Annotated in this window: 14 protein-coding genes; 6 read left to right on the top strand and 8 right to left on the bottom strand. The window is 46.7% G+C overall.

The genetic code is table 11. The features are described 5' to 3' along the window. Positions 1-67 precede the first annotated feature (67 nt). Positions 68-478, top strand: coding sequence for a hypothetical protein (locus tag GO003_RS02110; protein ID WP_159657491.1), 411 nt, complete (start codon positions 68-70; stop codon positions 476-478). A gap of 104 nt (positions 479-582) precedes the next feature. Then, positions 583-1,512 carry a malate dehydrogenase gene (locus GO003_RS26360; RefSeq protein ID WP_159657493.1) on the top strand — a complete coding sequence of 310 codons (930 nt, stop codon included), beginning with the start codon at positions 583-585 and terminating at the stop codon, positions 1,510-1,512. 145 nt (positions 1,513-1,657) lie between these two features. Here the strand turns inward: GO003_RS26360 and GO003_RS02100 are convergent, their stop codons facing one another. Then, positions 1,658-3,145: a lipopolysaccharide biosynthesis protein gene (locus GO003_RS02100; protein ID WP_159657495.1), complete on the bottom strand. Its 1,488-nt coding sequence runs from the start codon at positions 3,143-3,145 to the stop codon at positions 1,658-1,660. Between the two features lie 103 nt (positions 3,146-3,248). Here GO003_RS02100 and GO003_RS02095 point away from each other — a divergent pair, with 103 nt between their 5' ends. Further along, on the top strand, positions 3,249-4,697 hold the full coding sequence (locus GO003_RS02095) for an HDOD domain-containing protein (protein ID WP_206444701.1): 1,449 nt from the start codon (positions 3,249-3,251) through the stop codon (positions 4,695-4,697). 77 nt (positions 4,698-4,774) lie between these two features. Here the strand turns inward: GO003_RS02095 and ispH are convergent, their stop codons facing one another. Further along, positions 4,775-5,740, bottom strand: a complete 966-nt coding sequence (ispH, locus tag GO003_RS02090) for a 4-hydroxy-3-methylbut-2-enyl diphosphate reductase (RefSeq protein ID WP_231088778.1) — start codon at positions 5,738-5,740, stop codon at positions 4,775-4,777. A 36-nt stretch (positions 5,741-5,776) separates the two neighbouring features. Next, complete coding sequence (gene rraA / locus GO003_RS02085) at positions 5,777-6,262, bottom strand: ribonuclease E activity regulator RraA (protein ID WP_159654815.1); 486 nt, start codon at positions 6,260-6,262, stop codon at positions 5,777-5,779. Positions 6,263-6,601: 339 nt separating this feature from the next. Here rraA and GO003_RS02080 point away from each other — a divergent pair, with 339 nt between their 5' ends. Next, positions 6,602-6,991 (top strand): hypothetical protein, encoded by a 390-nt coding sequence (locus GO003_RS02080; protein WP_159654813.1) that lies wholly within the window; start codon positions 6,602-6,604, stop codon positions 6,989-6,991. Between the two features lie 655 nt (positions 6,992-7,646). Beyond that, positions 7,647-9,095 carry a vanadium-dependent haloperoxidase gene (locus tag GO003_RS02075; RefSeq protein WP_159654811.1) on the top strand — a complete coding sequence of 483 codons (1,449 nt, stop codon included), beginning with the start codon at positions 7,647-7,649 and terminating at the stop codon, positions 9,093-9,095. Between the two features lie 97 nt (positions 9,096-9,192). On the opposite strand, the gene trhP is transcribed toward GO003_RS02075, so the two are convergent. Both trhP and dtd read right to left on the bottom strand, forming a co-directional pair. Beyond that, positions 9,193-10,533: a prephenate-dependent tRNA uridine(34) hydroxylase TrhP gene (gene trhP / locus GO003_RS02070; RefSeq protein WP_159654820.1), complete on the bottom strand. Its 1,341-nt coding sequence runs from the start codon at positions 10,531-10,533 to the stop codon at positions 9,193-9,195. Between the two features lie 237 nt (positions 10,534-10,770). Then, positions 10,771-11,232 (bottom strand): D-aminoacyl-tRNA deacylase, encoded by a 462-nt coding sequence (gene dtd / locus GO003_RS02065; protein ID WP_159654807.1) that lies wholly within the window; start codon positions 11,230-11,232, stop codon positions 10,771-10,773. A gap of 18 nt (positions 11,233-11,250) precedes the next feature. On the opposite strand from dtd, the gene GO003_RS02060 reads away from it, so the two are divergent. Beyond that, complete coding sequence (locus GO003_RS02060) at positions 11,251-12,126, top strand: thermonuclease family protein (protein ID WP_159654805.1); 876 nt, start codon at positions 11,251-11,253, stop codon at positions 12,124-12,126. Between the two features lie 343 nt (positions 12,127-12,469). Here GO003_RS02060 and GO003_RS02055 read toward each other — a convergent pair whose 3' ends face one another. From GO003_RS02055 to GO003_RS02045, 3 genes are read right to left on the bottom strand one after another with little or no spacing between them, the layout of a single operon-like run. Continuing rightward, a complete protein-coding gene (locus tag GO003_RS02055; RefSeq protein ID WP_159654803.1) occupies positions 12,470-13,033 on the bottom strand; it encodes a chorismate--pyruvate lyase family protein in 564 nt (187 codons plus the stop codon). 3 nt (positions 13,034-13,036) lie between these two features. Beyond that, positions 13,037-15,127, bottom strand: a complete 2,091-nt coding sequence (gene recG, locus GO003_RS02050; RefSeq protein ID WP_159654801.1) for an ATP-dependent DNA helicase RecG — start codon at positions 15,125-15,127, stop codon at positions 13,037-13,039. 21 nt (positions 15,128-15,148) lie between these two features. Further along, on the bottom strand, positions 15,149-15,553 hold the full coding sequence (locus GO003_RS02045) for a RidA family protein (RefSeq protein ID WP_159654799.1): 405 nt from the start codon (positions 15,551-15,553) through the stop codon (positions 15,149-15,151). Between the last annotated feature and the right edge of the window lie 21 nt (positions 15,554-15,574).

The following is a 15,574-nucleotide window of genomic DNA, read 5'->3' as shown; positions in this document are numbered from 1 at the left end:
TTTAATCCGAAGCCGCTGAACTAAAAAAAGACAGGTCTTTTGGTCACTATTTAACGGTAAGGCAAATATGGTCATCTCAACTCACTTAAAACTTGCTTTTGTATTGGTCTCCGCAATTCTCACAGTAATGATGCCTGATGTGGCTTATTCCCTCGTGGAATCAACCTTGGTGGGGCTGTTCGAATTGCTTGAGTTTACCCTGGACGAAATTATCGAACATTTTTTTCATACCAGCCGACATACGACTCAGGTCATCGTGTTTTATATCATGATGGGATTGTTTATTTTTATTGCTTACCGTATTTTCGTTCATTCAAAGAGGCTTTATTTCGTTGTTAGGCGTGAGTTTCCTGATTGGTGGATTCAACAAAAAGAGCGGATTCTTGTGCAATGGTTATCGCTTTCCATAGGGAAAAAATTAAAGATGATTTCAGGGTGTACGCTGGGTGTCGCATGCGTTGCCGTATTGGTTCTATAGTCTTTAAGCCGCTTGTATATCGATTTGAGTCGTCACTTTTTTAAGGCATACGGCAGAGTTAGCCGATATGATAGTGCTCGTTAACTGGGCTAAGGAGGCAAAGTGTGAAAATAGGCATTGTTGGAATGGGTCATGTCGGTTCGGCGCTTGCGTATGCTTTGGTGTTGAAAGGGCTGTGTAATCATCTGGTCTTGGTCAGCCGCGATGAATCGAAGGCGCGAGGCGATGCGTTGGATCTGGAGCATACCCTGGCATTTTGCGAAAGACCGATGATCATTGAGGGAACAACGCTGGAATATGCGGTTGATTGTGACATTGTGGTCATCACTGTTTCTGCGGCAATGACGGCAAAGATGAAATCACGCATGGATCTGGCTGGGGCCAATATTCCTGTTTTCAGGAAGATAATTCCCGCAATAACCGCTGCAAACCCTAACGCTATTTTGATGATCATCACCAATCCTGTCGATGTGATGACTTACCTGGTGGCTCAATTATCGCCGTTGCCTCATTCCAAAGTTATGGGAGTCGGCACACTGGTTGACTCGGCGCGATTCAGGACGCTGTTATCAAAAGCCGAACAAATTCATCCGGATGATTTGCGGGCATATATACTCGGTGAGCACGGTCCGTATCAATTTCCGGTATTCAGTCACGCTTTGGCAGGCGGTGAGCCTATTGAAGATAATTCCGAGCACAGACTGATCTATGAAGAAGTCAGTAAAGCCGGTTTCGAGGTCTACGGGCTAAAAGGCTACACTAATTATGCAATTGCGACCGCTGCCTGCGCGGTGATTCAGGCCATTGTCTACGATGAGCATCGCACCATGCCGATAAGTACCTGTTTTGATGAATGGCAGGGCATTCAGGACAATTGTTTCAGCATACCTGTCGTTGTTGGCCGGGCCGGCATCATCCGGTATTTGCAACCGGAAATGAATCAACAGGAAAAGGCCTCTTTAAACGAAGTTGCCAGGGTTGTTAAACAAAGTATCAACGGTCTGCTGGATTCGTCAAATTCTGGCTCGCTATAGCAGCACAATTCCACCATGGATGGGTTTGCGGCGTTCCTCTCAAGGCTTAGACCGTCTCTCAATGCTACAAAAAGAACAAGCTGGGAATGGCTGGCTCTGTAGCCTGCGCCATCTAAGAGGCTCGCTGAAGAGTTATTTTCAGGGCTCACCGTTGCCTTAGTTTGCGACGGCGCAGATAAGGCCCTATATTCATCAGCACGGCCAGGGCAATATACAATGTTAGCCCCAGTGTCGCAACAAGCCATTCATTCCATTGATATTCCGTCACGAAATAAGGTTTGGCAAAATACAGCAATGTACCTATGACCAGATATCCCGTCACTTTGCCGATAGGGTAATCTATCGGGTAATAATGCCGTCCTAACAGCCATGAAATAAAAACCATAAAAGCATAACAAGCCAGTGTTGCCCAGGCTGATCCTTCGTAGCCCCACAGCGGTATCCACCAGAAATTCAATGCGGCAGTCAACCCCGCTCCTGCTATTGAAACCCACGCGCCAAGACCGGTGCGGTCGGTCAGTTTGTACCAGATCGACAGATTGACATAAATGCCCAGAAATAGATTAGCAATCAGCAGGATGGGAACAACCTTTAGACCTGCCCGGAACGGCTCGCCGATAAAATATTTGAATAAGCCGATATACAAGGTAACGACCAGGAATATAAAAACGCCAAACAGTACGAAGAAGTTCATTACCATCGCATAAGCGCGTTTGGCATCGGCGCGTCCTGCCATATTGAAGAAAAACGGTTCACCGGCATAGCGAAATGCTTGAACAAACAGCGTCATCAGTATGGACAGTTTGTAGCACGCGCCGTAAATTCCCAACATCTGAAGATTGGTATCAAGGTCATAGGGCAGCATGTATTTCAAAATGGCGCGGTCCAGCATTTCATTGACCATGCCAGCAAATCCGATGATGATCATAGGCAACGAATAGGACAGCAGCGTTCGCATAAATTGGCTGTCCATATAAAACCTGATCCCCTTGAATTGAGGATAGAGCAAAGTGAGTTTACATCCACTGGCCAAGAGGTTGGCCAGAAAGATATAGCCCACCCCTATAGCCGGGTCGTACCATTTGGCGATCAGTGAGTCGGGCCATACTGTTTGAATCTTTGGGCAAGCCAGTAGAAAAAAAAGATTTAAACCGATAGTCAGTAAAATCTCTGTCATTTTAATGCCAGCAAAACGCCAGGCCCGGTTTTCGGCGCGCAAACGCGCAAACGGAAGGGCGGTGATGGCATCCAGAGCCAGAATCAGCGAAAACCAGATCAGATATTCAGGATGTTGGGGATAATGCAGCCACTCGGCTAATGGCGTCTTGATATAAGCCATCATGGCGACAAACAAAACATTGATCGTAACTAAAAAGCATAACGCGTTGGTATATACTTCATTACCATCTAATCCTTCCTGTTTTCGAAATCGAAAATAACCGGTTTCAAGCCCACTGGTCAGGACCACGGCAAAAAAACCGGCATAGGCATAAAATTCCGAGACCACGCCATATTCACCGGTTGAAAAGGTGTAGGTGTAAAGTGGCACCAGGAGGTAGTTGAGGAATCGGCCCAGAATGCTGCTTAGGCCGTAAATTGCGGTTTGGGAAATAAGTTGCCGTAAAGGATTCAATGCGTTTATCCGTGTTGTGTTCAGCGATTATTGTAGGGACTTTGCCCGGGATACGCCAAAAGTTAATCCGTTTTGTAGTTCAATAGAAGAATCAATGGTCAACATGAGTGAACCTGCAGTTGAAAATATTTCAGAACCCCTTTCTCTTGAGGAATGGACCTCAGTGCTTTGCGATAGGGACATGCCGATTTTTTCCAGTACCGCATTCAGTATCGATGCCATTCTAAGAGATGATAAAAAAGGCGCGATGGATTTGGCCAATGTCATTCTTCATGATCCTAATCTGACTGCCAAATTGCTTAAAATGAGCAACAGCAGTTACTACAATGTCAGCCGCCAAAAAATGGTGACGGTGTCACGGGCTATTATCGTCTTAGGTTCGGAACTGATAAGAGAGCTGACCTTGGCATGCTCTTTTTTTGAGGCTATTTTACCTGCGGCGAACCGGGAGCGCGCAAATCAAGAAATTGCCCGGGCAGTTCATGCCGCTGTGCAGGCAAAATCATTGGCCTTGTCGGTGAATGATCCTTCGCCGGAGGAGGTGTTTATTGCAGCTCTGCTGCATCAAATTGGTAATGTTGCCTTCTGGTGTTTCAGCGGCAAGCAGGGAGAGCGTTTATTGAGCCTGATCAATAAGGAGAATTGTACACTCGAGGAGGCAGAAAAGCAGGTATTAGGTTTTAAACTGACTGATCTTGCTGTATCGCTCTGTAAAACCTGGAAGCTGGGTGGTTTGATTGAAGACTCGGTCAAAAAAGGTAAGCAAGTCAATCCGCGAGTCAAGCTGGTTAGTCTGGGATATGTGATTACGGATGCTCTCAAGGAAGGTCATCAAAGTAAACAATATGCAGAATGCGTCGATAAAATCAGTGTGCTAACCGGTAAATCCAAGCAGTCGGTAGAGGCGCTAATGGTCCAAAATACCGATACCGCAGTTAACATCGCTAAACAATTCGGCGCAGTTTCCGCCTCCAGGTTAATCAATAAAGAGGCGTTTCAAGCCGAGGAAGAAGAATCAAGGGTACCGGAAGAAGATAAAAAACTGGTGCAAATTCAAATTCTTCAGGAAATTACGGGCATTATGAGCGGCAAAATTGATATTAATTTGCTATTTGAAATGGTTATGGAAGGTATTCAGCGGGGCTTGGGAATCGATAGAGCCCTTTTTGCACTTCTGGCTCAGGACAAAAAGTCAATGAAAGAGAAGCTTTCACTGGGATGGCGCAAAGAGTTTTACGATCAGAAAATAATCTTCAGTATTTCACAATCACCGCTCAATCTTTTTTGCCTGGGGCTAAAAACTCCGCAAGGATTGATGATAAAGGGAGTCTCGGATGGAGTGTTGTTTACCGATGCTGATAAGCGGGTGATTGGTCAGCATGATTGCTTTCTGATGCCGGTTTGTTCAAGCGAACAACCGATAGGGTTGATTTATGCGGACCGTTCATTTTCATCGCAACCGTTCACTGACGACGAATTCAATGGCTTTAAGCATTTTGTTCAACAAGCCAATATCGGCTTGGCAATGTACCGGATGCAAGGCAAAAAATGAGTCATCTGCAAGCCGTGAGCTAGCCCGGAACAGAGCAGTTAGAGCCCGCTCTCTTCCGGATTAAATGAGTTTTAAGTTCAAGCGCCGGCGGAAGATGCACAAGATTTTTTTTGCAGACCTTTGGGTAGCGAAAATACTACTTTCTCCTCAATTCCCTTGTTTTCGATAATAGTCTCGCCGCCCCAGAGTTTGAGTTGATTAATGACTTCCTGAACCAGAACTTCCGGTGCGGATGCGCCGGCAGTTACACCCACTGCATCGATGCCCTCAAACCAGTCTTTCTGCATGTCCTCGGCGGTATCAATCAAATAAGCCGGTTTACCCAATTGTTCGGCAATTTCACGCAAACGGTTCGAGTTTGAGCTATTAGGCGATCCGACAACCAGAATAATGTCTGTTTTTGATGCGAGGTCATAAACGGCATCCTGTCGGTTTTGCGTTGCATAGCAGATGTCGTCTTTTTTCTGCTCCTGGATCGAGGTAAATCGGGCACGTAGCGCGTCTACCATGATTTTTGTATCGGTCATGGATAACGTGGTTTGAGTGACATAAGCCAGATTATCCGGGTTGTTGACTTTAAGATTGGCGACGTCATTAGGTGTTTCGACCAGATAAATGCCGCCGTTTTCGGTGCATTTTTCGTATTGTCCCATCGTGCCTTCAACCTCAGGATGTCCTGCGTGTCCAATCAGGATAACTTCACGGTCTTGTTTGGCGTGTTTGGCGACTTGTAAATGGACTTTGGTGACCAGCGGGCAGGTAGCATCGAAGACGGTAAGATTACGCTCCTCCGCTTTTTTTTGTACCTCTTTGGAAACGCCGTGTGCGCTAAAGATCAAGTAAGATTCGACAGGAACATCGTTCAAATCTTCAATAAAAATAGCGCCTTTTTCTTTTAGTCCGTCAACTACGGTTCGGTTGTGTACGACTTCGTGGCGAACATAGATAGGGGCTCCGAATGTTTCTAGGGCTTGATCAACAATTTCAATAGCGCGGTCAACGCCGGCACAGAAGCCACGGGGATTTGCGAGTACTATTTGCATATCTTGACTAAAAAAGTAGGTTAAGGTGGTTTTATTCTAACTCAACTCTGTTTCCGAGACGATAATTCCGTCACTGTCTGCGTATAAAAAATAATCATTTTTAAATTGAACCCCGGCAAAAGTCACCACAGTGTCAAGATTACCCAAGCCTTTATTGGGACTTTTTAGCGGATGTGCATGTAAAGCGCGTATCCCGATGGTCATGGCATTGATGATTGCCGAATCGCGAATGCAGCCATAGACGACTATACCTTGCCAGCCGTTTTCGAGGGCCAGTTGGGCCAGTTCTTCGTCTATCAATGCGCAGCGATGGGAACCGCCGCCGTCAATCACTAAAATCCGGTGGTTCACTTTTGTCGAAAGGGCGGTTCTGACCAGCGCATTATCCTCAAATACCTTGAGTGTGGTGATTTGCCCGGAAAAAGCCAACGCGGCTCCAAATAGCTTGAAAATAGGTTCCGCTATCTGAAGGTGAGCCTTAGCTGAGTAAGTGTCACAGAGTTTGGCGGTTGCAAAAGTCATACGCAATACCTTGATGTGAATAATATAAATCTACAGGTCTAGAGCAGATAGGAAGTATGTCGGCAGCGGGTCTGCATTTTGATAATCAGACTCAACCGGCGCCATTTAATCGTTATCATATCAGATGCGCAGATTAATATGACCGAGTAAGAGATGATGAGGGCCCTGTTTCCTCCATTCGCTTTTCTCAGTCAGCCGTTGGCAAAGACGAGAGGATAGGATAATTTTACGTCAGCCTTTGATGCTTTACCGGATTTTACGACTTGAGTCAAAATCATGTACCCTTATCTTCCGTGTTACAATTCGGGTTCATAAAAAATAACCCATAAGGTTTTCGCCATGCGATTAAAAAAATTAGCTGTATTTGCTCTAACATTCTTATCATTTTCTGCGTTCGCGGAAGTTCAGTTAACTCAAGCGGATATCCTAGGCGTTTGGCAAATCGACAAAGAATCGCGCAATAGCGACGGTAGCAAGGCAAGAGGTTTGAGTACTACCTGGGAATTCAAAAAGGACGGCACTCTGGAAGGAAATTCGCATGATGCAGATTCCAGTGCTCGCGTAGAGAAGATGCGGGCAGTGGTTAGCTATTCAATTGAGGACGGTAAATTGGTTAAACAGGCGGCGCCAGGCCGTTCAAAAATGGAAACGTGTATTGCTGTCGAGAAAGAGAACGATAAGATGGTGCTTAAATGCCAATCCATTTATTTTTTCATGACAAAAAAATAAGTTGCTGATGTTTTATTGATTTTTTAGGCAACGGCATTCAGGATTTTGCCGTTGTCACCGATCAAAACGACAATCCAGTTGTACCCAAATAACGTTAGACTCCTTTAAATTAGCCCCCTCCTGATTTGTTTGTATTTCTTGTTTCAATATGCACTGCTGTTTATCCATTATTCTTACGAGCAATAAATGTCAGTACTGTCTGCATGGATTAGCGCTGTCAGCCCTCATATGACAATTTTGTCAGCTAGTATCAAAACTTTTAAACGCTTATTTTTTTCTGTCAAAGCTGTATTGTTTTACTCTAGATAACCCTCAGGTCTGCTTATCCAAAAATCTCTGCGCATTCATTGCTTATCAATGGCTTAGATTTTTAATGAGTGGCAATTATCCTGAAAAAAACTAAAAAATCCATTAAAATCATATATTTACCGATTATCATTAAAAATTCGGCATATACATTAACCAGGCCCACTTCATTTCAAAAATGGTTGGTATGAAATATGCCTTAAACCCAGTGTGACTATTTAACAGAATTCACTGAATTTTCCTTTTAGCATATCAATCAAGAGAGTGTCATTACTCGCTTTCTTGAAAGCAAATAAACTTTTAATCTCTTAAAAAAGGAATTTAATATTATGATAAATAAGGTATTTTTATGATAAATCAAACATTTAACCGTTCTCTTCTTGCTGCTTCCGTTTCAGCGATAATGACATTTAGTCAATCAGGATTTGCTGCAACAGGCACTGTGGTTACCCAATGGAATGATGCAGTTCTGGAAGCTATTCGTGTCACCCATCCAGGACCCCCTATTGTTGCCAGGGCGCTGGCAATTGTCGATACCTGTATGTTTGATGCTTGGGCAGCCTATGATGCCAGGGCGAAGGGGACTCGTTACGGGAATAATTTGCGCCGTCCAGGAAGTGAAAGGACTCAAGCAAACAAAGAAAAAGCGATCAGCTTTGCTGCACATGAATGCTTATCCGATCTGTTTCCAACAGAAATAGCGAGTTTCAATGCGTTGATGACGGATCTTGGTTATGATCCTAACGACAACACCTATGATGTAAAAAAGCCTTCTGGTATTGGTAATATTGCCGCCAAAGCGGTATTGGATTTCAGACACCATGATGGATCGAATCAACTCGGCGATCTCCACGCGGGGGCTTATAGCGACTACAGCGGTTATACGCCAGTCAATTCTCCGGATTCCATAGCCGATCCCAATCATTGGCAGCCACTTCAAATAGGTTCAACTGAACAGCAATTTATTACACCCCATTGGGGTAAGGTCGTACCCTACGCGTTAAAATCAGGTACACAGTTCCGGAAAATGACACCGCCGCCTGCTGATTACAATACTGAGCCTGAGCGTTATGAGATTCAGGCTCAACAGGTTTTGGAATACAGCGCGCATTTGACGGATGAGAAAAAAGTGATTGCGGAATATTGGGCGGATGGTCCTCATTCTGAGTTGCCTCCGGGCCATTGGGCATTATTTGCCGCCTATGTTTCTGAGCGAGATCATCACACGGTGGATCAAGACGTTAAGATGCTCTTTGCCTTGTCCAATGCTATTTTTGATGCAAGTATTGCCAGTTGGGATGCCAAACGCTATTACGATTATGTCAGACCGGTTACCGCAATCAATTTTCTATATGCCGGGAAAACAGTCGAGTCCTGGCAGGGCCCCATTGACGGCGCAGATTGGAAACCCTATCAGGCGGCGTCAGTCGTGACGCCTCCGTTTCCAGAATACTATTCAGGTCATAGTATTTTCAGTGCTGCAGGCGCGGAAACACTTAAGCTATTTACCCAAAGTGATTATTTTGGTTTTAGTACTACCGTACTAGCCGGCTCTTCAGCAGTGGAGCCTGGCGTTGTGCCCGCGAACGATACCATTCTTTATTGGGCAACCTTTTCAGATGCGGCTGATGATGCGGGTATTTCAAGACGTTACGGCGGGATACATTTTATCGATGGCGATCTGGTAAGCCGGAAAATTGGACGACTGATCGGTCAGCAAGCCTGGGACAAAACACTTCAATACTTTAATGATGGGAGAGGGGATAAAAATGGAAAAGGACCTCATCATTTTCATTAAAATGTTTTAACAAGCTGGTTGAGGATAGAGGATAAAAGCGTATAACTTTTGTCCTCTATCCTTTTTTGTTAAGGATGATTTAACCCTGTGTTACGCTTCAAATATACCTTGCCAGTAAGCCTTTGTCCGGTCTGATGCCCGGTAGAGGAATTTTGACTTCATACCCCCCGCCTGACGCTTCCTGCATCGGCCTGCCGTGAAGATCTTCCATTCTTTCAATCACAATGTCACGATTGCCCTCGGGCAGGATCAGTTCTAATCTGTCCCCGACCGAGAATTTGTTTTTTACGTCGATTTCAGCCATGCCGCTGTTGGGGTCGAAATTTCTTATTTCTCCGCAGAATTGTTGCTGATGACCTTTTGAATAACCGCTGAGGTAGTTTTGGTGCTCATGGGTGTGGTGACGCTGGTAGAAGCCATCCGTGTAGCCCCGGCTGGCAAGGTTTTCCAGAACACCCAGTAATTGCGGATTGAAAGGGCGGTCAGCCAAGGCATCATCTATCGCTTGGCGATAGGTTTGGGCGGTTCGGGCCACATAATAGTGGGATTTTGTGCGGCCTTCAATTTTCAGGCTATCAACACCGATTTCAACGAGGCGCTGGATATGTTCGATGGCACGAAGATCTTTGGAATTCATGATATAGGTGCCGTTTTCATCTTCCATGATGGGAAGTAGCTCTCCTTTTCTGCCTTCTTCTTCCAGAAAGTAAATATTATCGGCCAAAGGGTGCCGTTCAGCGCCACCACAGCTGGCCGTGCTGATATCGGCCATCGATAAAGCACCGCCATCCTGCACATAATCACCCTCGGCATTTTCATGGGCGGGTAAGGTGTCATATTTCCAGCGGCAGGAATTGGTACAGGTGCCTTGATTCGGGTCTCTATGATTGAAATATCCGGACAGCAGGCAACGGCCGGAATAGGCGATACACAATGCGCCGTGAACGAATACTTCCAGTTCCATGTCCGGACATTCCTGGCGGATTTCTGCAATTTCATCCAGTGATAATTCACGGGAAAGTATGACTCTTTCTATGCCCATGCTTTTCCAGAATTTGACCGAGGCATAATTGACGGTGTTGGCTTGCACAGATAAATGTACCGGCATGTCAGGCCAGGTTTCGCGAACCATCATGATCAATCCCGGATCGGCCATAATCAGCGCGTCCGGTTGCATGGCAATAATAGGCGTCAGGTCTTTGATAAAGGTTTTGATTTTACTGTTATGTGGAATAACATTGGTTGCTAGAAAGAACTTTTTGCCCAGCTGATGAGCTTCGGCGATGCCTGTCGCCAGATTGTCCTCCAGAAAATCGTTATTGCGAACTCGCAGGCTGTAACGGGGCTGGCCTGCATACACAGCATCCGCGCCGTAAGCAAAAGCATAACGCATGTTTTTTAAGGTTCCAGCGGGAGAGAGCAATTCAACGTGTTTCATGATCGTGGTATCGTTTGCCGATGCGGCGGTCGGTTTAAAAAAGGCCATTTTAACACTTTTTGTGTTTTCACGGAAAATAGCCTTTTATATTCAATGATATGGCTTAACGGAGGCATGTATGCTCGCGGCACTGTTTTTTATTTTTATCGCGATAGTTCTGATTATGGCCAGTCTGATTGTATTGCTCAGGCCCGTCAAAACCGGAAAATTAAATCCGCCAGATGACCAATCCGAACATCACGTGGATGATGATCCGCGCTGAGCGACACGTAATGAAAAAGTAACCGGTCCTTCGTTGACTAGTGATACCTGCATATCGGCGCCAAATTCACCAAAAGCCACCGGGTTATGAGACTTTAATGCCAGGGTTTGCAGGTATTCAAATAACTGCCTGCCTTTTTCAGGCGCGGCTGCCGGTGTGAAGCTCGGACGATTGCCGGTGTTGGTGTCGGCTGCCAGCGTAAATTGCGGAACCAGCAATAATCCGCCCCCGATATCCCGTAAACTGAGATTCATTTTGCCGTCTGAATCAGCAAAGATCCGGTAATTAAGTATTCTTTCAAGCAAGCGCCGGGCCTCCTGCTCGGTGTCGTCTTTTTCGACCGCTACAAGTGCTAAAATGCCTTGTTCAATTTGACCGGTAATGTTGTGGTTGACAGTCACTTTAGCTGAACTGACGCGCTGGATGATGGTTAGCATAAAAAGTAAGTGTAACGAATGATAAATATAGAATGTACTGCCCTCTTTCGAGAACTGCCCGAAAGACATTATACAAACAGGATCGCGAAGATTTTATTGATTTTAGTGAGCCTGACCGCTTGTCCTGCACATTCAGAAATTTATGAATGGCGCGATGATCAAGGGCAGGTTCATTTTTCCGATAAAAAAACAGAGCGGGCCAGACCGGTAGAAATAAGCCCCGGCATTGCCTTTTATCATGTCACCAAAGTGTTTGACGGGGATACAATCTTGCTTGCCGATGGGCGAAAGATCAGGCTTTTGGGTATTAATACACCTGAAATCGCCCATCGAAATCAAGAAGCCGAGGCCGGAGGCATTGCGGCTAAAAACTGGTTGTCAGTGCAATTGCTGAATAAGCGGATTCGCCTGGTCATGGATGTAGAAGCTCATGATGCCTATGACAGGTTGCTGGCGCATGTGTTTACCGAGGATTACCGTCATATCAATGCCGAGCTTGTGGAACAGGGCTTTGCGGCCGTGGTGATCCACCCGCCCAATTTGGAATTTCTGGATACTTTGCTTGCGGCTCAGGAAAAAGCTGAAAAAAGCCGTCTGGGTATTTGGCGTTTGCCGGAGTATGAAGTAAAGCTTGCAGATGCTCTGACTCGAGCCAACTACAGAGGATGGCAACGCGTTCAAGGTCAGATCGAGTCTATCCGATGGAGCAAAAAATACGTTTATTTGAACTTGACGCCTCAAGTGGACATAAGGATAGAGCGCAAGCAGTCGGGAATGTTTTCTGATTTAGCCGTTTTACGAGGAAAAACGATCGAAGCGCGCGGCTGGATTAACCGGCGCAAAGATCATTATTCAATGTTGGTCAGACACCCCAGTAGCATCAAGATGCAGTGAAGGTAAAACGGTTCTTCATTAGCAATACGTTTCAACTAAATCCATAAGCCCTTCATGCCCGTCTGGAAATGGGCATCCAGTGCCATGGAGGGTATTCTTCGAGCTATCCATGAGTTCTGGATTTCGGCAATTCCTGCAAAACATATCCAGTAACTCCTCGCCCGCATTGAATTAAGGGCATAGGTGTTTGATGTCAAAGAACGCGTGAATACGTCCCTGTAGCTCTGAGCAACATCCTTGTTGCAGAAGCCTTTTCAATTAACCGCCTACACCCAATAAAAATGGAGGGTAAGGCGATACCCTACGCCTCCCCTTTTTTATCATCAAACCGGGAATTGCTGGTTTAAGGTAACAGCAGCGCGTCAGGCATAAAAAATTCGTTAATCAGCATTTGCCGGTGACGGATGCTGTAGATGGTTCTTCTTCCCCAAACGGATTGGCCAATGTGAGCGGTTCCTATTGCCGCCTCGGTCCATACAGACGGTTCGGCTTCAGTGAAATCCATTTCCAGCCGTTGCAGTTTGGGATAAGAAAAAATAACTTCCCCTAATGGACGGTTTCCTAAATGCGCCAGATTCCTCCTTGCGGCTCTCAGTGTTCGTTCCGGAATAAGGGTGCGGGCCAGAATCAGTGGTTTGCCGTTAATATGCAGCAAGACTTCGCGGGTCAGCGCATAACGGTGAGTAGGCACTCTGAGCATGCGGCTTTCACTGAGAAAAGGCGCTTGCCATTCAAGGAAAAGAATCTCGACTTTAACCCCATCGCCATAATAACTGCGCAAACGCTGGGTAATCGAGCCGGGTTCATAAATCCAGGATTGCGCTGAATCCGGCAGGTGTTGGTGAATACCTTGACGGGCCGCTATCCAGTGCGGTTCGTGGGCAAGTAGAAAGCTTTTTGTAGGCAACGATTAGACCTCTGCGTAATGTGTGGATTTTCCCAGCCAACGGTTGATTAACGGGCTTACCGCTTCAGGTGTTTCAGTTATCAATGAATCGGCGATCTGTTGCACATTATCCAGCAGATCGGTGTCTCTTGCCAGATCGACCACTTTAAATTGCATTTGACCGGTTTGCCGTGTGCCCATGACTTCGCCGGGACCTCGTAATTCAAGGTCTTTCTCGGCAATGACAAAACCGTCGTTACTGTCACGCAAGACGCTCAACCGGTGTTTTGCCGTGTCTGACAGCGGTGATTGGTACATCAGTACACAGTAGCTGGCATCTTGCCCTCTGCCCACCCGCCCCCGGAGTTGATGCAGTTGGGACAGGCCCAAACGTTCGGGATTTTCAATGATCATCAGGCTGGCATTAGGCACATCCACGCCCACTTCAATCACTGTTGTGGCTACCAGTAAATCGTATTCACCGTTTTTAAACGCCTTCATCACGGCATCCTTGTCCGTTGACTTCATTCTGCCATGAACCAGCGAGACTTTTATCCCGGGCAGAGCCTCGCTTAATTGCAGATAGGTTTTTTCAGCCGCCTCGCATTGTAACAGTTCGGATTCTTCAATTAAGGTACAAACCCAATAAGCTTGACGCTTCTGTGCCACCCAACTGCTGATTCTGGCAATGACATCAGGTCTTCGTTCGGCAGGGATAACGCTGGTTATTACCGGTTGCCGGCCGGGCGGAAGCTCGTCGATGATGGAAATATCCAAATCGGAGTAATTGAGCATGGCCAGTGTTCTTGGAATGGGGGTTGCCGTCATCACCAGCTGGTGTGGACGCTGATTTTCAAGGCCGCATTTGTCTCTGAGAGCCATGCGTTGATCAACGCCGAAACGGTGTTGTTCGTCGATAATGACCAGACCCAGCTTATGAAAGTTGACCTGTTCCTGAAACAAGGCATGGGTGCCGATGATGATTCCGGCACTGCCTTCGTTGATCATTTGTAATGCTGATTTTCGGGCACTACCTCGCATTTGGCCGGTTAAATAGACGATTTCGGTCTGGAAGCCTTTAAACCACCCGGTAAAATTGCGAAAGTGTTGCTCAGCAAGTAATTCCGTCGGTGCCATCACTGCGACTTGAAGTCCGGATGTCAGCGCCAGTAAAGCCGCATAGGCGGAAACAATGGTCTTTCCCGAGCCTACATCGCCTTGAACCAGTCGCAGCATCGGATGCGGTTGTTTGCAATCGGTTTCTATTTCAGTGATTACCCGTTGCTGGGCTCCGGTCAGCGTGAAAGGCAAGCTCTTGAAAAAGTGTCGCCGGGTGCTTGGATCCAGGCTGAATACCGGTGCTTGCCAGGCTCTTGCCTGATGCCTGCTCAGTCTAAGGCTTAAATGGTGAGCGAGCAGTTCTTCGAAAGCCAGGCGTTTCAGGGCCGGAACTGATCCGCTGTACAAAGCTTGCACCGTCACGGATTCGTCAGGCGCATGCAAGGTATGAATGGCTTCCATCAAGCTTGGATAATTGAAGGATTTGAGCAGTGAAGACGGTAACCAGTCGGTTAACCATGACGGATTTTCCTGGCACAGGCTCAGCGCATGTTTAATGGCTTTTCTCAAAGTTGATTGCCTGACGCCTTCGGTCAACGGGTAAACTGGAGTCAGACGGCTTTCTGTGATCACCATATCCGCCGAGCTGATGACGGTGTACTCGGGATGAACCATTTCGAAACCGGCATAGCCGTAACGCGACTCACCAAAACAACTGATGACGGTGCCGGGAGTGAGCTGTTTCAGTTGGCCGGCGCTGAAATGAAAGAACCGCAGGCTGATCATGCCTGTGCCATCGCCAATCTTGACAATCAAACTTTTACGGCCCCGGCTGACCACATCGGTTAATGCCACTGTTCCTTTGATTAGCGCCGAGACACCGGGTTTTAATGAGCCGATAGGCGAGATGTGTGTGCGGTCTTCATAACGAAGCGGCAAATGGAAAAGCAGATCCTGTAGGGTAAAAATGCCCAGTTTTTCGAGCTTGGCGGCCGTATTGGCGCCTATGCCCGCCAATGAGACGACCGAACGCTGGGCGGAGTCGGCATGACTCATTGGCAGGTGACAGGGCTTGGCTTAGCAGGCAGGGTATTCTTGCGGCAGCAGATGCATGATCGCATCCATTTCCACGCCGGAACCTTTGGGTAGAGCGGCGACGCCTATAGCGGCACGGGCAGGATAGGGTACGGAAAAATATTCACCCATCACTTCATTGACGATAGGAAAATGGGAAAGATCGGTTAAGTAGACATTGAGTTTGACAATGTCGGAAAGCTCCCCTCTGGAGGCTTGGGCAACCGCGCGCAGATTACAGAAGACCTGATGAATCTGGGCCCTGATATCACCCTCGATTATTTCCATGGTTTCAGGAACCAGTGGAATCTGACCCGAAAGATAAACGGTATTGTCGACTTTTATCGCTTGAGAATAAGTGCCGATAGCTTGCGGTGCTTCCAGGGTATGGATGATTTCTTTATTCATGGACTGTGCTTATTCAGGTAA

This window comes from Methylicorpusculum oleiharenae (genome assembly GCF_009828925.2).
GTDB lineage: Bacteria > Pseudomonadota > Gammaproteobacteria > Methylococcales > Methylomonadaceae > Methylicorpusculum > Methylicorpusculum oleiharenae.
The sequence above is the reverse complement of the archived record's forward strand: the minus strand, read 5'-3'. Positions and strand labels throughout refer to the sequence as shown.